Origin of the sequence: Shewanella sp. DNRA4 (assembly GCF_012843185.1) — a bacterium.
Lineage (GTDB): Bacteria > Pseudomonadota > Gammaproteobacteria > Enterobacterales > Shewanellaceae > Shewanella > Shewanella xiamenensis.
In genome coordinates, this window is record NZ_JABAIP010000020.1 from 48,126 (window position 1) to 71,448 (window position 23,323).

Consider the following 23,323-nt stretch of genomic DNA (forward strand, 5'->3'; position numbering starts at 1 on the left):
GTTTGATGTCCTTATCCTAATGTCGATATTGGGACTTAGAGTCCCTTTTTAATCAAATATTGATAGGGTGTTTGGTTGGTTTCACTGGCGATCAGTGTGTGATCCATAAACTCACAAAAACTGGGAATATCACGTGTAGTAGCAGGATCATCCGCGATGATAAGCAGTGTTTCTCCTTGAGCCATTTGTCTTACCGTTTTACGCACCATCATTACTGGTTCTGGGCAGCGCAAACCAAGAGCATCCAGTTTGTGTTGTGCGGTTGAGAAAACGTCGTTCATATGACCTCGACTGAACGGTTAAACAGAATTGGCTAATGTTACTCCAGTGGTTTGGATAAACCAAGTTGGCGGCCTGATTTTGTGATGCAACGGGTAATTGGTTTTATTCCGTTTTATTTATTCGAGAGTCAGGATTAGTGAGATGTTTCACGTGGAACAATGTTATTTCGTGATCCCTAATCTTCCTCAAATGCTTGAGAATAGGATGGATCTCTTCATCATAAAAAAATACGGGACCTTTATAGTTTATAGCTGCTATAAAATCGAGATAATCTAACTATAAGCGTTTTTTGGCTTAGCAACTTTATCATCGACGTTTTAGCGTTGCATTATTTCACAATGATTTTAAAGCTGCATAAAAAAGCCGGAACTAAGTCCGGCTTTGAAGGAAGAATCGTTAAGGATTAAACGCGTTCGAAAACGGTTGCAATACCTTGGCCCAAACCAATACACATGGTTGCCAAACCTAAGGTTGCATCTTTGTGTTCCATCAAGTTAATAAGCGTCGTAGAGATACGCGCGCCAGAACAACCCAGTGGGTGACCTAGTGCAATTGCGCCGCCGTTGAGGTTGATTTTGTCATCAACCACATCTGCTAAACCTAAATCTTTCACACAAGGTAAAGACTGAGCAGCAAACGCTTCGTTAAGTTCAATCACATCTAAGTCGGCAACGGTAATACCGGCGCGAGCAAGTGCTTTTTGCGTGGCTGGTACTGGGCCGTAACCCATAATTGCCGCATCACAACCTGCAACCGACATAGAGCGAATACGTGCACGAATTGGTAAGCCAAGTGCGCGTGCTTTAGATTCTTCCATGATCAACATGGCTGAAGCGCCATCAGACAGTGCTGAAGAAGTCCCCGCTGTCACTGTACCGTTTACTGGATCAAATACCGGGCGCAGCGCTGCTAAAGATTCCATAGTTGTTTCTGGGCGGATAACCTCGTCGTGTAGCACTTTGATTAGTGCGCCAGTGGCATCATGGCCTTCAATGCCATAGATTTCTTTCGCAAAGCGACCTTCAACTGTGGCAGCGTAAGCGCGTTGGTGTGAACGTACGGCAAAGGCATCCTGCTGCTCACGGGTAATACCGTGAAGCTTACCTAACATCTCAGCGGTTAAGCCCATCATGCCAGATGCTTTAGCAACGTTATTGGCTAAACCAGGATGGAAATCCACACCGTGGTTCATCGGAACGTGGCCCATATGCTCAACACCGCCGATGATAAAGGTGTCGCCCATGCCAGTCATGATTGCGCGAGCGGCTTGATGGATGGCTTCCATTGAAGAACCACATAGGCGGTTGACTGTCACGGCGCCAGCCGTCTTCGGGATACCTGCCAGCAATGATGCATTACGGGCAATGTTGAAGCCTTGCTCTAGGGTTTGCTGCACGCAGCCCCAAATAACGTCTTCAATCGTATTGGGATCTAATTGCGGGTTACGCAGTAATAGACCTTTCATTAATTCGGCAGAGAGTGTTTCTGCACGTACATTACGGAACACCCCAGCCTTAGAACGGCCCATAGGAGTACGAATGCAATCTACGATAACAGCTTGTTTCATAATTAAATTCCTTTCCCGCTAATTAGGCTTGGTAGTAGCTACCGTTGTTGGCTGCAAGGGCGCGCATGGCGTCGGTGACTTGATACAAACCACCTAAGTGTGCGTATTTGTCAGCTAAGGCGACAAAGTTGGCTACGCCCATAGTATCTAAGTAACGGAACACACCACCACGGAATGGTGGGAAGCCTAAACCGTAGACTAAGCCCATATCCGCTTCGGCAGGTGATGCCACAATGCCTTCTTCTAAACAGCGAACGGTTTCGATAATCATTGGGATCATAGTGCGGGCGATGATTTCATCCGCATCGAATGCTTTTTGTTCACCAAAGGCAGCCTTTAGCAGTTCGTAGCTGGTTGGGTCGACGTCTTTCTTTGGCTTACCGCGGCTATCCACAGAGTAAGCGTAGAAGCCTTTGCCATTCTTCTGACCAAGACGTTTGTTCTCGAACATCACGTCAATCGCGTCATTGCCGGATTTGCCCATACGATCGGGGAAGCCTTCGGCCATTACTGCTTGGGCGTGGTGGCCTGTGTCTAAACCGACAACGTCTAGCAGATAAGCAGGGCCCATTGGCCAGCCGAATTGTTTTTCCATCACTTTGTCGATAGCGGCAAAGTCGCCACCTTCGGCGAGCAGGCCGTTAAAGCCAGCAAAGTAAGGGAAGAGAACGCGGTTAACGAAGAAGCCCGGGCAATCGTTAACAACGATTGGGGTTTTACCCATTTTGCTGGCGTAGGCGACAACTGATGCGATGGTTTCTTCTGAGCTGTGCTCGCCACGGATAACTTCAACTAATGGCATTTTGTGCACTGGGTTGAAGAAGTGCATACCACAGAAGCGCTCTGGCTTCTTCATGCTCTTCGCTAGCAGGTTGATTGAAATAGTTGAAGTGTTAGAGGCGATAATCGCATCTTCACTGACGTATTGTTCAACTTCCGCCAGTACTTGTGCCTTAACTTTGGGATGCTCAACTACAGCTTCGACAACTACGTCAGCATGTTTCACTGGGGCATAGTCTAATGCTGGGGTGATGTTGTTCAGCACTTTAGCCATTTTTTCTGGGGTAGAGCGGCCACGAGCAACTTGCGCAGATAACAGTTTGGCGGCTTCGCCTAAACCTAAATCTAATGCAGGTTGAGCGATATCCTTCATCACGATTGGCGTGCCTTTGCTGGCGCTTTGGTAAGCGATACCGCCACCCATAATGCCAGCACCTAATACGGCTGCGCTTTTCACATCTTTAGCGAGTTTGCCCGCTTTCTTCGCTTTGCCTTTAACGAATTGATCATTAAGGAAGATACCGATTAGTGCTTTGGCTACATCGGTTTTCGCTAACTTGATAAACGCTTGATGTTCAATTTGTAGTGCTTCGGCGCGGCCTTTGGTCGACGCTTGTTCAACTACGTTTACCGCTGCCATTGGTGCTGGGTAATGTTTGCCTGCGACAGAGAAAACCATGCCTTTAGCGGTCGTGAAAGACATCATGGCTTCGAGTTTAGGCAGTGTCAGTGGCGATAATTTGCGTTGGCGACGCGCTTGCCAATCAAGTTTTTCTGCTACTGCATCTTTTAGCATTTGAATCGCCGCAGCTTCTAAGGCTTCTGGTGCAACAACGGCATCAACCGCACCGACTTTTAATGCATCTTCGCCGCTTTGGTCTTTACCCGTGGTAATCCACTCAAGGGCGTTGTCAGCACCAATCACACGTGGTAAACGCACTGTGCCACCAAAGCCTGGGATGATGCCTAGCTTGGTTTCGGGTAGACCGATTTTGGCTGTGGTGTCAGCAATACGGAAATCCGTTGCCAGAATGGTTTCACAACCGCCGCCTAGGGCAAAACCTTTAATCGCTGAAGCGGTTGGGAAAGGTAAATCTTCAAGTTTATTGAATACGGCATTGGCCTGTTCAACCCAAGAGAGCAGTACTGAATCATCTTGTGCGAATAAGCCTAAAAATTCAGTAATGTCTGCGCCTACGATAAAGGTATCTTTACCTGAGGTCAGCACTAATGCCTGAATGTTTGTTTGTTGTTTAATGCTGTCTAATGCGGCATCGAGTGAGGCGAGTGTTTCTCTGTCGAATTTGTTCACCGAACCGGGTGCGTTAAAGCACAGCTTGGCAATATTATCCTCGAGTAACTCAACCTGAATTGTAGGACTTTGGTAGATCATTGCTTGCTTCCTTTTGGCTTAAAAGTGATACCCACCATTATTTTTTGGTGTTAGTACGACTCTCTATCTCACAGCAGCTTCGGCCATCATTTGACCAGTTGTGTGCCAGTGTGCTTCGAAATTCGATAAATTACAACACCCAATTTAAACGACTGTTTAATTTCTTGTCGGCTAGAGTGAATTTTCAGCTTTGTGATACACTGCACAAAGTGTAGAAGTGCCAGATTACGCGAAAGAGTACGTAGTGGGAATTTGTACTTTAGCGGTATTACTCGCTGGCTAGTTGGGTAATTTTATTTTTAGAATTAAAAGCATAGGCTTAAATCGAGAATTTGCTACCCCGTGCGAAATGAGGGCGTAAGTAGAGGAAAACACTGAGCCTATATGGCTTAGTCAGATTTGCGGTTTTTTTATTAACTATCGTTCATTACAGGATATGAAACATGGATCACTTGGCTCATCACTATCATGCCCACATCGCCGAGCTTAATCGTCGAGTTGCTGAAATTGTATCGCGTGAAGCATTATCAGGTTTAGTGATCCACTCGGGTCAGCCACATCGAATGTTTTTGGACGACATTAATTATCCTTTTAAAGCCAATCCCCATTTCAAGGCTTGGTTACCTGTGTTGGATAACCCTAACTGTTGGTTAGTGGTGAATGGTCGCGATAAGCCGCAACTGATTTTTTATCGCCCAGTGGATTTTTGGCATAAGGTGTCTGACGTGCCGGAGATGTTCTGGACCGAGCATTTTGAGATCAAATTACTCACTAAGGCCGATAAGGTTGCCGAACTATTGCCTGCCGATATCGCTAACTGGGCTTATTTGGGTGAGCATTTAGATGTGGCTGAGGTGCTGGGTTTCACCAGTCGCAATCCTGACTCTGTGATGAGCTATCTGCATTTCCACCGTACCACTAAAACCGAATATGAACTCGAATGTATGCGCCGAGCGAACCAGATTGCGGTGCAAGGGCATTTAGCGGCTAAAAATGCCTTCTATAACGGTGCCAGCGAGTTTGAAATTCAGCAGCAGTATTTATCTGCCGTGGGACAGGGCGAGAACGAAGTGCCCTACGGTAATATCATTGCCTTAAACCAAAATGCGGCGATTTTGCATTACACCGCACTCGAGCATCAAAATCCGGCGCGACGTTTATCTTTTTTAATCGATGCGGGTGCTAGTTATTTTGGTTATGCGTCGGATATCACTCGTACCTATGCGTTTGAGAAGAATCGCTTTGATGAATTGCTCACTGCCATGAACAAGGCGCAGCTCGAACTGATCGATATGATGCGCCCGGGTGTGCGTTATCCCGATTTACACTTGGCGACCCATGGTAAAGTCGCACAAATGCTGCTGGATTTTGAGTTAGCCACGGGCGATGCCCAAGGCTTAGTCGACCAAGGCATTACCAGTGCCTTCTTTCCCCATGGACTCGGTCATATGCTAGGCTTGCAAGTGCATGATGTGGGAGGTTTTGCCTTCGATGAACGTGGCACTCATATTCCGGCGCCTGAAGCCCATCCATTCCTGCGTTGCACCCGTATTTTGGCGCCAAACCAAGTGCTTACGATGGAGCCAGGATTATACATTATCGACACTTTACTCAATGAGCTAAAACAAGATAGCCGTGGTCAGCAGATCAATTGGCGCACCGTTGATGAGCTGCGACCTTTTGGCGGCATTCGTATCGAAGATAATGTGATTGTGCATCAGGATCGAAACGAAAATATGACCCGCGAACTGGGCTTAGCGTGATTTTAGGGAGAGCGAGTGCTCGAAAGTTATCTGATACCGAGTGAAAATGTGCAGATAGAAGAAGAGATAAAGCATAGCCGCTTTATCTCTTTTCTATTTCATTGCACAAGTTTAGAACAGCTGAAGTTGGTACTTACTGACATAAAGCGAGATTATCCCGGCGCCAGCCATTACTGCTATGCCTTTATTACTGGAGCGCCCAACGACAGCATTGCCATCGGTTCGAGTGACGATGGTGAGCCAGCGGGCAGCGCTGGTCGTCCAATGCTCGCAGTATTACAAGGCGCGAATCTTGGTGAAGTCGGTGCCGTGGTGGTGCGTTTCTATGGCGGTACTAAGTTAGGTGTGGGCGGTTTAGTGCGTGCCTATACCTCAGGATTACGCCAAGGTTTAGGGCAATTGCCGACGCGATTGAAGCAATTACGTTATCCAGCCAAACTGCATTGTGATTACACTCAATTAAGGGATGTCGAACATTTATTACAACAGTTAGAAGCGGTGATCATCGATAAGCAATTTGCCGAAGCCGTTGATATCCATTTTGAAATAGGCAAACAGCAACAGGGTATATTGAATGAATCACTGGCAACGTTGAGTCAGGGTAGCCTGCGAGCAGAGTTTGAGCTGTGATGCCTGCGTAAATTATGCCAAAATATGCAAAATGCTGAAAATACCTTTGCAGCCAATGGAATAATTGAACACGCGGAATGCAATACAAAACCATAATAAGAATCATAGGTCTGCTTATCGGCCTGTTCTCCATCACTATGCTGCCGCCAGCCTTAATCGCCATTTGGTATAACGATGGCGGTGGTACTGCGTTTATTCAGGCATTTTTTGTTAGCTTATTTATCGGTTTTTGGCTCTGGTATCCTAATCGTCGCTGCAAAGAGGAATTACGAACTCGCGAGGGTTTCCTGATTGTGGTCCTGTTCTGGACAGTGCTTGGCTCCATCGGTGCCTTACCCTTTATCTTCTCAAGCCAACCCGATCTCAGCTGGACCGATAGTTTCTTCGAATCCTTCTCCGCACTGACCACCACGGGAGCCACAGTCATTGTCGGACTGGACTCCTTACCTAAGGCCATTCTGTTTTATCGACATTTGCTGCAATGGCTCGGCGGTATGGGGATCATCGTTCTAGCTGTGGCGATTCTGCCAGTGTTGGGCGTTGGGGGCATGCAGCTGTATCGCGCCGAGATCCCGGGGCCTGTGAAGGACAGTAAGATGACGCCGAGGATTGCCGAAACGGCTAAGGCGTTATGGTACATCTATCTACTGCTAACCATCACCTGTGCTGGCGCCTATTGGCTGGCGGGGATGAGCGTATTCGATGCCGTGTGTCACTCGTTTTCGACCATCGCCATCGGAGGCTTTTCGACCCACGATGCCAGTATGGGCTACTTTAACAGCCCTGTAATCAACCTGATTTGTGTGTTCTTTTTGATTGTCTCAGCGGTGAACTTTAGCGTGCACTTTGCGGCATTTTCGCGCCGCGGTATCAATTTTAGAGTCTATTTTCGAGATACCGAGTTCAAGATGCTGGTGGCGATTCAGCTGGTGCTAACGGCGATTTGTTTCTTAACCCTTTATCACTCCGGGATTTATGACTCGCCAGAAGAAACCTTAAATCACGCCTTATTCCAAGCGGTTTCTGTGGCGACAACTGCTGGCTTTGGTACTGAAAGTTTCCATATGTGGCCGCTTTTCCTGCCGATTCTGTTGATCTTCTCAAGCTTTATCGGTGGTTGTGGTGGTTCAACTGCGGGCGGGATTAAGGTGATCCGGGTTATCCTGCTGTTATTGCAAGGTTCTCGTGAACTTAAGCGCTTGGTTCACCCTAAGGCGATGTTCTCGATTCGTATCGGTTCCAAGGCGTTACCTGACCGGGTTGTCGATGCAGTATGGGGATTTTTCTCTGCCTATGCTTTAGTTTTCGTACTGTGTATGTTGGCGCTAATGGCCATGGGGCTGGACGATATTACTGCTTTTAGTGCCACAGCTGCCTGTTTAAATAACCTTGGCCCAGGGCTTGGGGAAGTGGCGAGTAACTATGCCAGTATCGGTGATGGCGCCAAATGGGTGCTGGTGGTGGCCATGTTATTTGGTCGCCTCGAAGTCTTTACCTTGTTGATTTTGTTCACGCCAACTTTCTGGAAGGATTGATATGCAGACATTAATAATCTATTCGACAATCGATGGCCAAACACTGGAAATTTGCCAAAAAATCAAAACGCTTGCCGAACAAGCGGGTGAGCAGGTGTCGTTAGTCACCTTAGAACAGGCCGAGGCCTTAAGTCTTGTCGATTTCGATAAAGTGCTGATTGGTGCGAGTATTCGTTATGGTAAACATAGACCTGAGCTATATCAGTTTGTAAATCGCAACCACGCGGTGTTAAGTGCAAAAATTAACGGTTTTTTCACTGTAAATGTGGTGGCGCGTAAGCCATTAAAGAATACGCCAGAAACCAATCCTTACATGCAAAAGTTCCTTAAATTATCGCTGTGGCAACCACAGCAATTGGCGGTGTTTGCAGGCAAGATTGATTACCCTAAATACGGCTTATTCGACCGGACCATGATCCGCTTTATCATGTGGATGACTAAAGGGCCGACTGACCTGAAGGGCACCTTCGAGTTTACCGATTGGGGTAAAGTCGAAGCCTTCGGAACGCACTTTAGCAAGCTGTAAAAATGATAAAGCCCTAGTCTCAGCTAGGGCTTTATCACTGCATGGCGTCGTTTAACGATTTATACCGCGCAGTAACGACTATGTAGAATGGAAATCACTTGGGTGACTTGTTCATTCTTAAGCTTGTAATACACAATCTGGGAGCTCTTACGGGTATCGACTAAGTCTTCGGCTCGCAATACTGCTAAATGCTGTGATAGTGCCGATTGGCTTAAAGGAACTGTCGCATTCAGTTCCGTCACGCTCAGCTCTTTATCCAGTAAAAGGCACAGAATCATTAAGCGATAAGGATTCGCTATAGCTTTAAGCCATTTAGCCGCACTTTCCGCATTAGTTACCATTGCATTTACATCTATATCATTTTGCATAAGGTACTCACTTGATCGCTTTTGATTAGATAATTCTAATTGAACATGTTTCTATACGCAATCATACTGCTCGGCAATTCAGATCTCAATTTTTGCATTTCAGAATATGAGACAACGCTGATTTGTGATCCTATCAGGGGTTTATTTAACAGATGATTGCCACAATGGTGCCACACTTTAACGGAACGGGAATACCCCATGACACGCATTTTGGTGCTTTATTTTACCCGTGGTGGCCACACGGCCAAGATTGCGAATGCAATCGCGCAGCAATTGACTCTGCGTGGTGCTAAGGTTGACTTAGTCGACATCAATAGTGCGGCTGCAACAAGGATTAACTGGCCCGATTATCAACTGGTGGCTTTGGGAGCTTGCGTACTCTATGGCACCTATGACAAAAGCGTATTCCAGTTTATTGAACAACATTCGCAAGCGTTGAGCGCGTTGCCAAACAGTTTCTTCTGCGTCAACGTGGTGGCGCGTAACCCTGAGAAACGCATCCCTGAGAACAATAAATACCTGCAAAAATTCATTGCGTTATCACCTTGGACTCCCGCCGATTTAAAGATTATCGCCGGTAAGGTGGATTACCCCTCGTGGCCCTGGTACGACAGACTGATGATCCAGTTGATTATGAAAATCACCAAAGGACCAACGGATCCTAAGGCGGTGATCGATTATACCGACTGGGAAGATGTGAAGGTCTATGCCGACCATCTGCTAACCTTGGCCGAGGTTACTGAACCCGCCTAATATAAATGCGCTCTGTGAGCGCATTTTTAGCTGATGGCTGATACGATTAGTATTTCCAAAAACTGGGATGGAATAGTACGGCCACAGTTAAAATCTCTAAGCGTCCTAGCAACATACCTAATGCAAGCGCCCACTTAGCCAGATCTGGCAGTGTCGAGAAGTTACCGACAGGACCAATAATCGGCCCAAGCCCAGGCCCCACGTTGGACACGGCGGTAATTGCACCAGTAAAGCTGGTTATGGGGTCTAGACCCGTTAGTACCAGAATCACAGATAACCCCACAATTACGAACATATATAACAGCACAAAGGTAATCAGCGAGCGCACAATATCTTCAGTGATCAGGCGGTTGTTATAGCGTTCCCTAAAAATGCCATTGGGATGCAATTGCTGTTTTAATTGTTCGCGCATAATCGCGCCCGCAATTTGAAAACGGAATATTTTGATCCCGCCAGACGTCGAGCCAGAACAGCTACCCACAAACATTAAGAACAGGAAGGCAATATTAGCAAAGGCACCCCAAGCGCCATAATCTGTTAAACCATAGCCCGTTGTGGTCACAACAGATACGACGTTAAAGCTGGATAATCGTAATGCATCAATCAAGTCGATATCGCGGGTTTGCCATAACCAAACACCAATAAAGCAAGAAACAAAGGTCAGAAAAAATAAGAAGCCTTTGACTTGGGCATCATTCCAAACGCTTAAATCGCGCTGGTGGATCATCTGCACAAACATCAGTAGTGGCAAACCACCTGCTGCCATAAAGATAACACCAACCCAATGGGCAGAATTGGAAAACGCCGCCATCGAGCTATCAGAAGTCGAGTAACCACCGGTCGAGAGAGTTGTCATTGAGTGGTTGATGGCTTGGAACCATGTCATGCCAGCAACATGGTAGGCAATACAGCAGATAATAGTCAGTAAAATATAGATAAAGAATAAATGCTTAGCCATGCTTTGGGTACGAGGAACGGCCTTGTCACTCCAATCCGATGACTCAGTGCGGAACAGCCGCATACCACCAACGTTTAAGAAGGGCAGAATCGCAACCGCCATCACGATAAAGCCTATGCCACCGAGCCATTGCAATAACGAGCGCCAGATTAAGATACTGTGATCCATCGTATCTAACCCTGAGAGCACGGTTGAACCTGTGGTGGTAATACCGGACATGGTCTCGAAGAAGGCATCTGTATAACCTATACCGTGGTAAAGCGTAAAAGGCATAGCCGCAAACAGACTCACGATCAGCCAAGTTAGGCTGGTGAGCAGAAACATATCTCGAATATTGAGGTTTATGGCCTTACTTTGGCCGTTATGCAAACACAGGCTGGCGCAAATCCCTGTGACTAAAGCCGATAACATGAAAGAGCCTACGGTCTCCTCGCCGTTGAATGCGGCAAGAAGTAAGGGCGCTAACATAAAGGCTGTTAACATCGATAAAAACAGCCCTAAAATAAACAATAACGGTCTAAAGTTCAGCATAGGATGATGACTTAAAAGAAGAAGGCGCTAGGTTGGAACAGCTTTTCGACTTCGCCGATAAATTTTTTGTTTACCAAAAACAAAATCACGTGATCCCCTTGCTCAATCACTGTTTTATCATGAGCCATCAACACTTCCTCATTCCGCACAATTGCGCCAATAGTGGTTCCCGGCGGCAGCTTGATATCGCCAATGGCCTTGCCAACAACTTTAGAGGTGCTGGAGTCACCGTGGGCAATGGCTTCGATGGCTTCGGCGGCGCCTCGACGTAAGGAATACACGTTACAGATATCGCCTTGGCGGATATGGGTCAGTAAGGCTGAAATCGTTGCCTGCTGGGGTGAAATCGCGATATCGATATTAGCTTCTTGCACAATATCCACATATGCTTCGCGCTGGATCAGCACCATCACCTTTTTTGCCCCCATGCGCTTGGCTAGCAGGGCGGACATGATATTGGCTTCATCATCGTTGGTGACGGCAATAAACACATCGGTTTGGTCGATATGTTCTTCGAGTAGCAGCTCTTGATCTGAGGCGTCACCACAAAATACTGTGGTGTTTTCAAGTTGTTCGGATAGAGACTCTGCGCGTTCGAACTTGTGTTCAATCAATTTGACTGAATGGGTGCGCTCGAGGCGTTTAGCCAGGCCTAAACCGATGTTACCACCGCCGGCAATCATGATATTGCGGTAGGAGTTATCCAGCTTCTGCATCTCACTCATCACCGCGCGGATATGGCGACTGTCGGCCACGAAAAATACTTCGTCATCGGCTTCGATAATAGTCGTACCGCGGGGCATGATAGGGCGACCTTGGCGGAAAATCGCCGCCACCCGGGTATCAATATTTGGCATATGCTCGCGAAGCGCGGCCAAGGCATTACCGACTAAAGGGCCGCCGTAATAGGCGCGAACCGCAACTAAACTTAAGCGCCCTTCGGCAAATTCGAGCACTTGCAGCGCACCGGGATACTCAACCAAACGTTGAATGTAAGCGGTCACTAACTGTTCGGGTGCGATAAGTTCATCGATTACAAAACCGCCGCGAGGACGCCCATCGCTATTTTTGGTCTCACTGTCGATAAATAATTTATCGCGCATCGCTAGATAAGGTTCGGAGCGAATACGGGCGATTTTAGTCGGTGTACCAAATAGGCTGTAGGCCATTTGGCAGGCAACCATGTTGCATTCATCGCTGTTGGTCACAGCAATCAGCATGTCGGCATCTTCGGCGCCAGCCTCTTTGAGCACATCGGGGTGGGCACCATGGCCCGCCACGACGCGAAGGTCATATTTATCCTGCAGGGCGCGTAATCTGGATTTGTCGCTATCGACGATGGTGATATCGTTGTTTTCACCCACCAAATTTTCGGCCAAGGTTCCCCCAACTTGACCCGCACCTAATATGATAATTTTCATGGCCTTGCTTACTTCCTAATGGGTCGCTTTCAATAAACGGGCGTAATAAAACCCATCCATGTTGTGTTGTCCCGGCGTGATTTGCCAACCTATATCTTGGCTTGAAGCCTGCTGGGCAAGTGTGTCTAGCTTAGCATCTGCGGTTCTGGCTAAAAATGCACTAATTTGGTCTCGATTTTCCTGCGGCAAAATAGAGCAAGTTGCATACAGGAGTGTGCCACCGGGCTTGAGCCACTTCCAGCAGTGATCGAGAATTTGTCTTTGCAGCTCTGCCAGTTCTTCGATGTCATGGTTTTTGCGTAACCATTTGATATCGGGATGGCGGCGGATAACGCCCGTCGCTGAGCAAGGTGCGTCGAGTAAGATACGATCAAATTGTTCACCCTGCCACCATGAGTCGATATTGGCCGCATCGCCATGAATAACTTCCGCTTTTAATGATAAACGGTCAAGGTTCTGTTGCACGCGCTCGAGACGTTTGGCATCGAAATCGACGGCGACCAGCTTGATGCTAGGTTCAAGTTCGAGTAAATGGCAACTCTTACCACCCGGTGCCGCACAGGCGTCGAGAACCAGTTCATTCGCTTGCGGAGCCAGCAGGGTCGCTGCCCATTGGGCAGCGCCATCTTGCACTGATGCCGCACCTTCGTGGAAGCGTGGTAATGTCGCCACATCCTTGGGATGGGCAAGCAGGATTGCATCATCACTCAGGCCAGCACTGGCTTCTATCTCAAGCTCACTGAGGGCGGCAAGATATTCATCGCGGCTTTGGGAGAGGCGATTGTTACGTAACCACATGGGTGGACGTTCATGGCTTTGCTGGATTATCTCTTGCCAATGATCGGGATAAGCGGCTTTTAAGCGCTTAATTAACCAGCCCGGCGTGTTGTAGCTTAAGGTCTCCGACTCTGTGCTAAGCGGTGTTAATTGGCGCTGAATATTACGCAGCACGCCATTGACGACTTTTACCATTCCCTCAAACTTTAACTGACGGCAGGCCTCTGCGGTTTCGGATATGGCAGCATGGCTTGGTATGCGGGTGAAGTAAAGCTGGTAACAGCCAACAATCAATAGCTGGTGGATGATCCTTTGCTTACCTTTGAGCGGATTAGCCAAACATTCGGCAACGCGTTTTTCTATTTGTGGCAAAGTACGCATTACGCCGTAGCAGAGCTCGGCGAGCAGGGCTTTATCTTTACCACTAGCAAGATGCCTTTGCTGTTCTGGCAGGGCAACTGAAAGTGACACGCCTTTTTCTAATACGTCGAAGATGGCTTTGGCCGCCAGTGCTCGCAAGTTCATCATTATTGCGCCTCGTTATTGAGACGAGTATTTGGGGTAAACCACTCGCCGCGGGCATTGAGAATATCTGCAACGCTGAGGGGTTTCTTACCGGGTAATTGCATGCTGAGCAGGGTTAACACACCATCGCCGGTGGCGACTTCAATGCCTTTTTTACTGGCGCTGATAATAGTGCCGGGTGCGGCATTGCTGCTGGTGGTGCTGACTTGGGTCTGCCACACCTTGATAGTATTGCCTTGGTGCTCAAAGTAGCTCACAGGCCAAGGATTGAAGGCGCGGACTTCTTGCCATAATTGGGTTGCTGATTTAGTCCAATCTAACCTCGCCTCTTCTTTACTGAGTTTTTCTGCGTAGTTAGCTAAGGCTTCATCTTGTTTTTCAGCGGCTAAGGTGCCGTTGGCTAAACCCTCGAGAGCTTGCAGTAGCGCATCGGGTCCTTGCTGGGCTAACTTCTCGTAAAGACTTGCCGAAGTATCGTCATCTTCAATTGGCAAGTAGGTTTTTAGCAGCATATCACCCGTATCTAGGCCGATATCCATCTGCATAATCGTCACGCCGGTTTCTTTATCACCTGCCCACAATGCGCGTTGAATCGGCGCCGCACCGCGCCAACGAGGCAGAATTGAACCGTGAACATTGATACAGCCTAAACGCGGCGTATCAAGCACGACTTTAGGCAGGATCAAACCGTAGGCAACCACCACCATAATATCGGCATTAAGGGCGGCCAGTTGTTGCTGCGCGGGTTCTTTGCGTAGCGAACCGGGTTGATAAACGGGAATATTGTGGGCGAGCGCGAGCTCTTTCACTGGGCTGGCGGTGAGTTTTTTACCGCGCCCTGCGGGTCTATCCGGCTGTGTGTAAACAGCAATTACGTTGTGGTGTGAGTTAATCAGCGCCTGTAAATGGCGAGCGGCAAAATCCGGTGTTCCGGCGAAGATGATATTGAGTGGTTTCAAATCTGATCCTAATGCTTATTTGGCGTCTTGTTTGGCCGCTTTTTCAAGTTTCTGTTTGATCCGTTGGCGCTTCAATGGCGACAGGTAGTCGACAAATAACTTACCTTTCAGGTGATCCATTTCATGCTGAATGCAAATCGCAAATAGGTCATCGGCTTCAACGGTGAATTCATTACCGTGTCTATCCAGAGCTTTAACGGTAACAAATTCGGCGCGGTCAACCTTGGCATAGATACCAGGGACTGACAGACAACCTTCTTCGTTACAGAAATCACCGCTACTGGCAATAATCTCGGGATTGATAAAGACTTTAGGACGTTCAACCTCGTCTTGTAAATCAATGACGATCAGTTGTTTATGATAATCAACCTGGGTTGCGGCCAAACCAATCCCTTTTTCTTGGTACATGGTTTCGAACATATCATCGATTTGAGTTTGCAACTCAGCAGTAAACTCTGTGATAGGTTGTGCTTGAGTTCGCAATCTTTCATCGGGAAAGCGTAAAACTTTTAATAGTGCCATACTTAAACTCTTAACAAGTCTGTCAAATCTCAATCAGTTGGTTATACTGACTGAGGCTAATGGGTTAATTTTAATCTTTAGTGCCTATCAATAACAGTAAAAGCTCGATTTAAGAGCTAAACAACATGGACCGCACCATGAAACGGCTAATTTTACTTGCGTTAATGACCTTTCATTGCACATTGGTTTACGCTGACACTCTCACGTTGAAAGCAGGGTATCCAGAGTCATATGTGGTAAAGAAGGGCGATACCCTGTGGGATATTTCTGCAACCTTTCTAAATGATCCGTGGAAGTGGCCACGTTTATGGGATGTTAACCCTCAAATAGCCAATCCTCATTTAATTTATCCCGGTGATCAACTCACCTTAGTCTTTATCGATGGTCAACCCAGATTAGTGCTTAATGGCGCGAGTGCGAGTATTGGAGCCAGTGAAGCAAAACCCCATATTCGCAAAACTCCAGAGGGGCGCGTAATTGCCAAGAGCAATGCGGTTCCTGCGGTTGATTTGGCATTAATCCAAAACTATCTCGTTCAAAACCGAGTGGTTGATGCTAGCTGGCTAGGCATGCAACCTATGGTACTCGGCGGTGAAAGCCCGTCGCGCCATCATATTGTTGGTGATGTGATTTATATCAATAGCGAATTACCTTTGCATCAAAAGTTAGGAGTCTATGAGCGTGGCCGAGAATTCTTTAATAAAGAAACGGGCGAGGCGCTAGGACAGGAAGCGATTCTGGCATCCACGGGCCAAGTCATTGAGTCTGGCAAAGTGTCTAAGGTAAAAATTCTGAGCAATTTCCGTGAAACCAAAGCGGGCTTTAGGGTGTTGCCGATGGAGGATGAAGCGTTAATGTCAGCTTACTTTACGCCAAAACCCGCAGAACTTAAGACGCCAGCGACCATATTGGCCATCGAGTCGAAAATGCGCGAAGCCGGTAAACTCAATGTTGTCTATCTTGATAAAGGTACGCAGGACGGTATTCAGCCTGGCGAGGTATTCTCCATTTATCGCGATGGCGAAGAAATCGTGATTAATAACGATGGCCAACCTGTGCCCTCGATGGAACGGACAGCCTATGACAATGTGGTTGCGTCACTTTCATCTGACAGGGCACTCAAAATGCCTGATGTTTACAATGGTAAGTTATTAGTATTCAAAGTGTTTGATAAAGCAAGTTTAGGATTGATTGTATCGACGGAGCGTTCTGTGCGGGTCGATGATAAATTAATCGCCCCAGATTCCTTAGCCTTTAGAGGTCAATAATCTCTGAAAACTTGGTTGATTGGTTAATTGTTAGTGCGGTATCTGGGCTCGGACCCGCTCGGACACAACAATTATTAACGCACATGGATGTGGACGACCTCAGGCAAAGGCTCGAGCATGAGAAACACTCGCTCCCTTTGTCTGACAATCAGCTCCACAGCTTGGTTATTGACTATCAAAAAGTCGATGCTGCTTTAGAGTGGCAACAACAGGCGGCACATCATCATTTAGTCTGTTTTTCCGATCCGCTTTATCCTCCGTTGCTAAAACAATTAACTGATCCACCCTGCGTTTTGTTTGTTAAGGGCTGCGTCGAGGCGCTAGCGATTCCATCTCTTGCTGTTGTGGGCAGCCGTAATGCATCTCCTGGTGGGTTACAGGTGGCTTATCAATTGGCTCGAGAGATGTCGGCGCTTGGATTTAGTATCTGTAGCGGCATGGCGATGGGGATTGATGGTGCGGCGCATAAAGCTTGTGTTGATCATGGTGGAAGAACGCTTGCCGTGCTGGGAACTGGGATTGATATTACTTATCCGCGCCGACATAAGCAGCTTTATGAGGATATTCAGCGCCAAGGCTGTATAATAAGCGAGTTTTGGCCAGATGTAGGGCCTTTTGCGGGCAATTTCCCGAAACGAAATCGCATCATTAGCGGTCTTTCTTTAGGGACGCTGGTGGTTGAAGCCTGTCGCAAAAGTGGTTCACTCATCACCGCAAGGTTGGCTATGGAGCAAGGGCGTGAGGTGTTTGCCGTGCCTGGCTCCATCCTAGGAGGATTTCACCAAGGCTGTCACGATTTATTACGTGATGGGGCAAAACTTGTGGAAAGCGCGGCCGATATAGTGGAAGAGCTGGCAAGTTTGACAGCCTTTCATCTTGAAGAACTCTACTCCAGCCACCATATACAGCAAGGTGAGATTTGTGATTTGCCATTTTCATCGCTGTTAGCTAGTGTAGGTTATGAAACTACAACAATTGATGCTGTAGTTGAACATAGTGGGAAAACGATAGATCTGGTGTTAGAACAAATGCTTGAACTTGAGTTGCAAGGTTGGGTTGTTGCAGTACCCGGTGGTTACGTCAGAGTAAAGAGGAGCTAGCCATGTTTGATATCCTCATGTATCTATTTGAAAACTATGTTCACAGTGAAGTCGAACTATTAGTTGATGAAGACGAGTTAACCAAGGAACTCACTCGCGCTGGTTTTCATCAGTCGGAGATTTTAAAAGCCTTAACTTGGTTGGAGCGTCTGGCAGAGTTACAGGAAGGGGATAAGCCTTACCTGTGTAATCATGATCAGCATTCGTTTCGGATTTACACCAAAGACGAAATGGAAAAGCTGGATGTGGAGTGCCGTGGATTCCTGCTATTTTTAGAGCAAGTTAAAGTGCTTAATGTCGAAACCCGTGAGATGGTGATCGATAGAGTCATGGAGCTTGATGAGCCTGCCTTGATCCTCGAAGATCTTAAGTGGGTTATTCTGATGGTGCTGTTTAATGCGCCCGGCCATGAGTCTGCCTATGAGCAAATGGAAGATTTAATTTTTGAGCAGCCTGAAGAAGGCCGGCTACATTCTTAAGTGTTGCGACGTGATAAATAATGAGAAAGGAGGCTAGCCCTCCTTTTTTGATGCCATATGTTTGTTGAGACCTGTGCGGTGAGTTATCTGCGGATTAGCCGCAATGACTAGTGGTAAATGATTATGTCTAAGATCGATGAACAACTATTTAGTGCCCATGAGCATGCACTGGAAAAAGAATACGAGTTATGCCCCGAGTGTGGCAGCGAGTTGTCGGTAAAACACAGTAAGCATGGGAGTTTTATTGGCTGTAATAATTACCCAACCTGTGAATATACTCGTCCTTTAGTGCAGCACGAATCGATTGAAACCCAAGTGATTGAAGGTTCTAAATGTCCCGCATGCGGCCATGAGTTGGCGGTTAAATCGGGGCGTTTTGGCATTTTTATCGGCTGTACCCAATATCCCAGTTGTACTCATATTGAAAGACCTGATCAGGAGAGCGACAAACCTGAGGTGGCCTGTCCTGAATGTAAGACGGGTAAACTTGAGCATCGCACCAGCCGTTTTGGTAAGAGTTTTTATGCCTGTAGCGCGTATCCCAAATGTAAGTTTATCGTCAATTATCCACCCGTTGGCGAAAGCTGCCCGAGTTGTGGCTTTGGGATTTTAGTCGAGCGTAAAGGTGCGGCGGGAATGCGTTTAGAATGCCCGCAAAAAAGCTGTAAATACAAACGAGCGCTTTAGTGTGATCGATCTCTCTAAAAGTTTGGCCGCTTAAACCGCCTTAGGTATAATCCCTGTCCAACCATGGATGGGGTAGCCAAGATGCCAAAATTTGTTTGGAAAAACGATTAAATCCATAAGGTAATCCTAAGATGTTACAGCTGCACCCCTCTGACATTAAAGACGTAGTGTTAAACGGTGGCGTTATCGCTTATCCCACTGAAGCCGTCTATGGTTTAGGCTGTGACCCAGATAATGATACTGCCATTCAAAAATTACTCGCCGTAAAACAACGTCCTTGGCAGAAGGGCCTTATCTTAGTGGCGAGCGAGTTTTCCCAGTTATTAGACTATGTCGATGAATCACAGTTGAGCGCCGAGCAGCTTGAGTTTGCCTTTTCTAAATGGCCAGGGCCTTTTACCTTTGTGATGCCGATTAAACCGCATGTCTCGCGTTATTTATCCGGTGAATTTGATTCTATCGCCGTGCGCGTCTCCGCCCATGAAGGTGTGCGGGCTTTGTGCCAAGCCTTGGGTAAACCACTCGTCTCAACCAGTGCCAACTTAGCAGGTGAAGATCCCGCACTTAGTGATGATGACATTCTCAACGCTTTTGAAGGCAAAATAGATGCCTTAGTGCTAGGCCAATTAGGCCAACAGCGTCAGCCGTCCACCATTGTTGATGCTCGAAGTGGCAAGATTTTGCGCAACGGACAGTAACTAATTAATAAAAATAAGGATAAAAGCTATGAGTGTGCCAGATGCGACAGTGGTAAAAGCATTTTTACTCGATCTACAACATCGAATTTGTGCGGGTCTTGAGCAGTTGGATGGGCAAGCAAGCTTTGCAGCCGATTCATGGACGCGCGCTGAAGGCGGTGGCGGCACCAGTCGGGTCTTAACCCAAGGTGCGGTATTTGAGCAAGCCGGGGTTAACTTTTCCCATGTGACAGGGGCTGCGATGCCCGCATCGGCAACGGCTCATCGCCCTGAACTGGCTGGTCGCAGCTTTGAGGCCATGGGTGTCTCCTTAGTGATTCACCCAAGAAATCCTTACATTCCAACCACCCATGCTAATGTGCGTTTCTTTATTGCCCATAAAGACGGCGCGGATCCTGTCTGGTGGTTTGGTGGTGGTTTCGATTTAACGCCTTACTATCCTTTTGAGGAAGATGTGCGTGAGTGGCATCAAAGTGCTAAAAATCTGTGCCAGCCTTTTGGTGACGATGTTTATCCTAAGTATAAGGCGTGGTGTGATGAGTATTTCTTCCTGCCACATCGTAATGAAACCCGCGGCGTGGGCGGTCTGTTCTTTGATGACTTGAACCAAGCAGGCTTCGATAAGAGTTTCGATTTTATGCAGGCGGTGGGCAACGGCTTCTTAACTGCATATGCGCCGATTGTTGAGCGTCGTAAAGAGACTCCCTATGGTGAGCGTGAGCGTGAGTTCCAGTTATATCGTCGCGGCCGTTATGTTGAGTTCAATCTGGTATACGACAGAGGCACCTTGTTCGGCCTGCAAACCGGTGGCCGCACAGAGTCTATTTTGATGTCAATGCCGCCATTGGTACGTTGGCAATATGCTTATACGCCAGAGGCGGGCACTCCAGAGGCAGATCTTTACGATAACTACCTCAAGCCACGGGATTGGGTATAAGCAACGGGTATCAGTATGAGTAGCGTCATTGCACTTTATTGATTACGCATATGATCAGCCAGAGTTGAAATCGCCTCATAGATAGCGGCGCGATGCTCTGGCTTTTTTATATGTTTTTCAATGGCAAACTTCATACAAAATAGCCATTGATCCCGCATTGTCTCATCTACTGCGAAGGGCATATGCCGAGCGCGTAATGCGGGATGACCATACTTTTGCTGATACAACTGCGGGCCGCCGAGCCAGCCACTTAAGAATTCATAGAGCTTTTGTTCCGACTCTGCAATCGGCGCACGGTGAATCGCGAATAAGGCTTGTGTTTCTGCTGAGCTTGCCATTTTCTGATAGAAACTATTGGCGATCGCGCGGATCACTTTGTCGCCACCAATTAAATCATAGGCATTAGACTGATTCGGATCCCTGTCATCCGACACGCTTGCGTGTTTACTAAAAATCTTTTTAAGCCAGTTCATAGGTCTAACTGCATTGCTGTCTACAATATCGATGCGCGCATTATAGCCTGAATGCTACTGCGAAACAGGAGGCTAAAGTCAGGTACAACAACTTAGGCTCGCCATTAGGCTGTGCTACCGCCTAAAAGCACGCTAGACTGCATGCCATTCACAGCCAATAGAATCCCGCAGATGACAGATATGCCCTCAGTAACTACGCCAGTACTTGATCGATATGCCGTGTTTGGCAATCCGATAGGTCACAGTAAATCTCCTTTTATCCATGGACAGTTTGCGGCCCTTACGCAGCAGTCCCTGTGTTATGAAGCGATTCTGGCGCCCATTGATGGTTTTGAAGCGAGCTTACGAGCATTTTTTCAGGCGGGAGGAAAGGGCGCGAATGTGACAGTGCCTTTTAAAGAGCAAGCCTTTACCCTCTGCGACCGCTTAAGCGCCGAAGCGACACTGGCGGGGGCGGTCAATACCTTAAGTTTGTTGGCCGATGGCACAATTTATGGTGATAACACCGACGGTTTAGGATTGGTGGCCGACCTTATCAGTCACCTTGGTAGTTTGCAGCATAAACGGGTGCTCTTGGTTGGTGCAGGCGGTGCAGCGCGCGGCTGTATTTTGCCATTACTTAAGGCAGAAGTTGGTCAACTAGTCATCACTAACCGCACTCAAAGTAAGGCGCAGGCCTTAGTAGAGATTTTTAGCCAAGTACAACAAGGGCGTTACCGCGATACACTCCAGTCGATGCCGATGCCAGAGTTGTCGGGGGAGTTCGATTTAGTGATTAACTCGACCTCGGCGAGTCTAGCGGGAGAGCTACCGCCACTACCACAGTCCATCATCGGCAACAAAACGGCTTGCTACGATATGATGTATGGCGCAAAACCAACGGCATTTAATCAATGGGCTGTGCAACAGGGCGCTGCGCAAGTGATTGATGGACTGGGTATGCTTGTCGGTCAGGCGGCAAAGAGTTTTGCGCTCTGGCGTGGCGTCGAGCCAGATACCTCAGGAGTGCTTAAATTGCTCAGGGACAAACTACAGGCCGACGCGCAATAGAGGCTCAAGAGGAAGATAAAATGAATCAGAGTATTTTATTCCCCGATCTGCAACATTGGGATGAAACCCAAAAGCACATTTGCTTTATTGCCCAGCAGCAGGGAATGAATATTAAGTGTTATATCAGCGCACAGAAGTTGGCGCAGTTAAATGACTTTTCGCCCCAGCCTAATATCGATGAAGCGGCGGCCATGTTAGCGCTATTTGATGCAGTTAGATTCGATGCAGAGGAAATGGCAGAAGCCTTAATTGAAGCCGAAGAGTTTGATGAGTTTGGCGCAGTGCACTTAGGCTAAGCCAAAATAAACAAGATGGCAGCTTAAACACTGCCATCCAATTTAATAGATACATTACTCTGGCTTAGGTTCTGCCAAGTATTCGTTTTTCAAGCGCACATAGTTATCTGCGGATTCGGGTAAAAACTTCAATTCCGCTTCGGTTAACGGTCGCGCCTGTTTCGCAGGGCTGCCGACATATAAGTAGCCGCTCTGCAGCACTTTACCTGGTGGTACTAACGACCCCGCACCTAAAATCACATCATCTTCTAATATGGCACCGTCGAGGATAATGGCCCCCATTCCTACTAAAACACGATTGCCCACCTTGCAGCCATGCAGCATCGCCTTATGCCCAATCGTCACATCATCACCAATGATCAGTGGATGGCCTTCAGGACGAGAAGCGGATTTGCGGGTCACGTGCAATATGCTGCCATCCTGTACATTGGAGCGTTTACCAATTCGAATATGATTGACATCCCCACGAGCGGCCACCATAGGCCAAATGCTCGCGTCGGTATCTAAAGCAATGTCACCAACGAGTACTGAAGCTTGGTCCACATACACATTATCGCCGAGTTGTGGATGAATTCCTTGGTAAGTTCTGAGTGGCCCAGACATAAAAAAGTCCCTAATTGAGTGGTTTTTAGCATTATAAAGGTTAAAAACTGACAGGTCAGGTCAAATATCCAACGAACAGTGCAAAAATGCCAATTATCTTAAAATTAGGGGTTGCACAAAAAGTTTCGCTGCCTATAATGCGCATCCACTGACACGGCAGACAGCGAAAGCTAACGCGGTGACAGTGCGAATCGAATGCAAATTGTGCAGTTGATTCGAAAGCCTCAAGAAGTTTGCAAAAACGCCTTGACGCGACAAGGGAAATGCGTAGAATACGCAGCCCTAGCCAACTGAAGCGGTCATCGCCCAGTGTGGTGCTAAAGTCCTCTTGTGAGGCTGAGATGCTCTTTAACAATCTAAACAAGAAATCTGTGTGGACACTCACAGGTGTTGAGTTAATCGAAATTACTCTGCCGTTTGGCGAGTAATCAAAGAATTAAAT

The 23,323-nt window shown here is 47.4% G+C and carries 24 protein-coding genes; 13 read left to right on the forward strand and 11 right to left on the reverse strand.

From position 1 onward, the window contains the following. Positions 1-35: 35 nt before the first annotated feature. The 3 genes from tusA to fadB all read right to left on the reverse strand — a co-directional run bounded on the left by tusA (position 36) and on the right by fadB (position 4,022). Positions 36-281 (reverse strand): sulfurtransferase TusA, encoded by a 246-nt coding sequence (gene tusA / locus HG547_RS18930; protein WP_023266036.1) that lies wholly within the window; start codon positions 279-281, stop codon positions 36-38. A gap of 404 nt (positions 282-685) precedes the next feature. Further along, the gene (gene fadA / locus HG547_RS18935; protein ID WP_169548718.1) at positions 686-1,849 is read right to left on the reverse strand and encodes an acetyl-CoA C-acyltransferase FadA; all 1,164 of its coding nucleotides are present in this window, start codon (positions 1,847-1,849) and stop codon (positions 686-688) included. A gap of 22 nt (positions 1,850-1,871) precedes the next feature. Continuing rightward, entirely contained in the window at positions 1,872-4,022 is a 2,151-nt protein-coding gene (gene fadB, locus HG547_RS18940; RefSeq protein ID WP_169548719.1) for a fatty acid oxidation complex subunit alpha FadB, read from the reverse strand. A gap of 443 nt (positions 4,023-4,465) precedes the next feature. On the opposite strand from fadB, the gene pepQ reads away from it, so the two are divergent. The 4 genes from pepQ (at position 4,466) to hemG (HG547_RS18960) (ending at position 8,476) form a co-directional block, all read left to right on the forward strand. Next, a complete protein-coding gene (gene pepQ, locus HG547_RS18945; RefSeq protein WP_169548720.1) occupies positions 4,466-5,785 on the forward strand; it encodes a Xaa-Pro dipeptidase in 1,320 nt (439 codons plus the stop codon). A gap of 15 nt (positions 5,786-5,800) precedes the next feature. After that, positions 5,801-6,415 carry a YigZ family protein gene (locus tag HG547_RS18950; RefSeq protein WP_169548721.1) on the forward strand — a complete coding sequence of 205 codons (615 nt, stop codon included), beginning with the start codon at positions 5,801-5,803 and terminating at the stop codon, positions 6,413-6,415. A 77-nt stretch (positions 6,416-6,492) separates the two neighbouring features. Further along, positions 6,493-7,950: a TrkH family potassium uptake protein gene (locus HG547_RS18955; protein ID WP_169548722.1), complete on the forward strand. Its 1,458-nt coding sequence runs from the start codon at positions 6,493-6,495 to the stop codon at positions 7,948-7,950. A 1-nt stretch (position 7,951) separates the two neighbouring features. Continuing rightward, a complete protein-coding gene (gene hemG, locus HG547_RS18960) occupies positions 7,952-8,476 on the forward strand; it encodes a menaquinone-dependent protoporphyrinogen IX dehydrogenase (protein WP_169548723.1) in 525 nt (174 codons plus the stop codon). 59 nt (positions 8,477-8,535) lie between these two features. Here hemG (HG547_RS18960) and HG547_RS18965 read toward each other — a convergent pair whose 3' ends face one another. Continuing rightward, complete coding sequence (locus HG547_RS18965) at positions 8,536-8,844, reverse strand: metalloregulator ArsR/SmtB family transcription factor (RefSeq protein ID WP_011715321.1); 309 nt, start codon at positions 8,842-8,844, stop codon at positions 8,536-8,538. Between the two features lie 198 nt (positions 8,845-9,042). Here HG547_RS18965 and hemG (HG547_RS18970) point away from each other — a divergent pair, with 198 nt between their 5' ends. After that, the gene (gene hemG / locus HG547_RS18970; protein WP_169548724.1) at positions 9,043-9,597 is read left to right on the forward strand and encodes a menaquinone-dependent protoporphyrinogen IX dehydrogenase; all 555 of its coding nucleotides are present in this window, start codon (positions 9,043-9,045) and stop codon (positions 9,595-9,597) included. Positions 9,598-9,643: 46 nt separating this feature from the next. Here hemG (HG547_RS18970) and HG547_RS18975 read toward each other — a convergent pair whose 3' ends face one another. The 5 genes from HG547_RS18975 to def are packed head-to-tail and all read right to left on the reverse strand — an operon-like array spanning position 9,644 to position 15,290. Beyond that, positions 9,644-11,086 carry a TrkH family potassium uptake protein gene (locus HG547_RS18975; RefSeq protein WP_169548725.1) on the reverse strand — a complete coding sequence of 481 codons (1,443 nt, stop codon included), beginning with the start codon at positions 11,084-11,086 and terminating at the stop codon, positions 9,644-9,646. An 11-nt stretch (positions 11,087-11,097) separates the two neighbouring features. Continuing rightward, the gene (gene trkA, locus HG547_RS18980; protein ID WP_037429374.1) at positions 11,098-12,507 is read right to left on the reverse strand and encodes a Trk system potassium transporter TrkA; all 1,410 of its coding nucleotides are present in this window, start codon (positions 12,505-12,507) and stop codon (positions 11,098-11,100) included. A 15-nt stretch (positions 12,508-12,522) separates the two neighbouring features. Next, on the reverse strand, positions 12,523-13,809 hold the full coding sequence (rsmB, locus tag HG547_RS18985; RefSeq protein ID WP_037429389.1) for a 16S rRNA (cytosine(967)-C(5))-methyltransferase RsmB: 1,287 nt from the start codon (positions 13,807-13,809) through the stop codon (positions 12,523-12,525). 2 nt (positions 13,810-13,811) lie between these two features. After that, the gene (gene fmt / locus HG547_RS18990) at positions 13,812-14,768 is read right to left on the reverse strand and encodes a methionyl-tRNA formyltransferase (protein ID WP_169548726.1); all 957 of its coding nucleotides are present in this window, start codon (positions 14,766-14,768) and stop codon (positions 13,812-13,814) included. 15 nt (positions 14,769-14,783) lie between these two features. Beyond that, positions 14,784-15,290: a peptide deformylase gene (gene def / locus HG547_RS18995; protein ID WP_169548727.1), complete on the reverse strand. Its 507-nt coding sequence runs from the start codon at positions 15,288-15,290 to the stop codon at positions 14,784-14,786. A gap of 125 nt (positions 15,291-15,415) precedes the next feature. Between def and HG547_RS19000 the strand changes: the two genes are divergently transcribed. The 6 genes from HG547_RS19000 (at position 15,416) to hemF (ending at position 20,459) form a co-directional block, all read left to right on the forward strand. Then, on the forward strand, positions 15,416-16,558 hold the full coding sequence (locus HG547_RS19000; protein WP_169548728.1) for a LysM domain-containing protein: 1,143 nt from the start codon (positions 15,416-15,418) through the stop codon (positions 16,556-16,558). Positions 16,559-16,641: 83 nt separating this feature from the next. Beyond that, on the forward strand, positions 16,642-17,658 hold the full coding sequence (gene dprA, locus HG547_RS19005; RefSeq protein WP_055647938.1) for a DNA-processing protein DprA: 1,017 nt from the start codon (positions 16,642-16,644) through the stop codon (positions 17,656-17,658). Positions 17,659-17,660: 2 nt separating this feature from the next. After that, positions 17,661-18,137: a DUF494 family protein gene (locus HG547_RS19010; RefSeq protein ID WP_011070451.1), complete on the forward strand. Its 477-nt coding sequence runs from the start codon at positions 17,661-17,663 to the stop codon at positions 18,135-18,137. A 123-nt stretch (positions 18,138-18,260) separates the two neighbouring features. After that, positions 18,261-18,824: a topoisomerase DNA-binding C4 zinc finger domain-containing protein gene (locus HG547_RS19015; RefSeq protein ID WP_144346146.1), complete on the forward strand. Its 564-nt coding sequence runs from the start codon at positions 18,261-18,263 to the stop codon at positions 18,822-18,824. 131 nt (positions 18,825-18,955) lie between these two features. Then, positions 18,956-19,522, forward strand: coding sequence for an L-threonylcarbamoyladenylate synthase (locus tag HG547_RS19020; RefSeq protein ID WP_037413519.1), 567 nt, complete (start codon positions 18,956-18,958; stop codon positions 19,520-19,522). A gap of 28 nt (positions 19,523-19,550) precedes the next feature. Continuing rightward, a complete protein-coding gene (hemF, locus tag HG547_RS19025; protein WP_169548729.1) occupies positions 19,551-20,459 on the forward strand; it encodes an oxygen-dependent coproporphyrinogen oxidase in 909 nt (302 codons plus the stop codon). A 35-nt stretch (positions 20,460-20,494) separates the two neighbouring features. On the opposite strand, the gene HG547_RS19030 is transcribed toward hemF, so the two are convergent. Continuing rightward, entirely contained in the window at positions 20,495-20,932 is a 438-nt protein-coding gene (locus HG547_RS19030) for a group II truncated hemoglobin (protein WP_169548730.1), read from the reverse strand. A gap of 171 nt (positions 20,933-21,103) precedes the next feature. On the opposite strand from HG547_RS19030, the gene aroE reads away from it, so the two are divergent. Both aroE and HG547_RS19040 read left to right on the forward strand, forming a co-directional pair. Next, the gene (gene aroE, locus HG547_RS19035) at positions 21,104-21,982 is read left to right on the forward strand and encodes a shikimate dehydrogenase (RefSeq protein WP_169548731.1); all 879 of its coding nucleotides are present in this window, start codon (positions 21,104-21,106) and stop codon (positions 21,980-21,982) included. A gap of 20 nt (positions 21,983-22,002) precedes the next feature. Next, positions 22,003-22,278 carry a DUF1488 domain-containing protein gene (locus tag HG547_RS19040; protein WP_037413524.1) on the forward strand — a complete coding sequence of 92 codons (276 nt, stop codon included), beginning with the start codon at positions 22,003-22,005 and terminating at the stop codon, positions 22,276-22,278. Positions 22,279-22,332: 54 nt separating this feature from the next. Here the strand turns inward: HG547_RS19040 and HG547_RS19045 are convergent, their stop codons facing one another. Further along, positions 22,333-22,881 carry a gamma carbonic anhydrase family protein gene (locus tag HG547_RS19045; protein ID WP_169548732.1) on the reverse strand — a complete coding sequence of 183 codons (549 nt, stop codon included), beginning with the start codon at positions 22,879-22,881 and terminating at the stop codon, positions 22,333-22,335. Between the last annotated feature and the right edge of the window lie 442 nt (positions 22,882-23,323).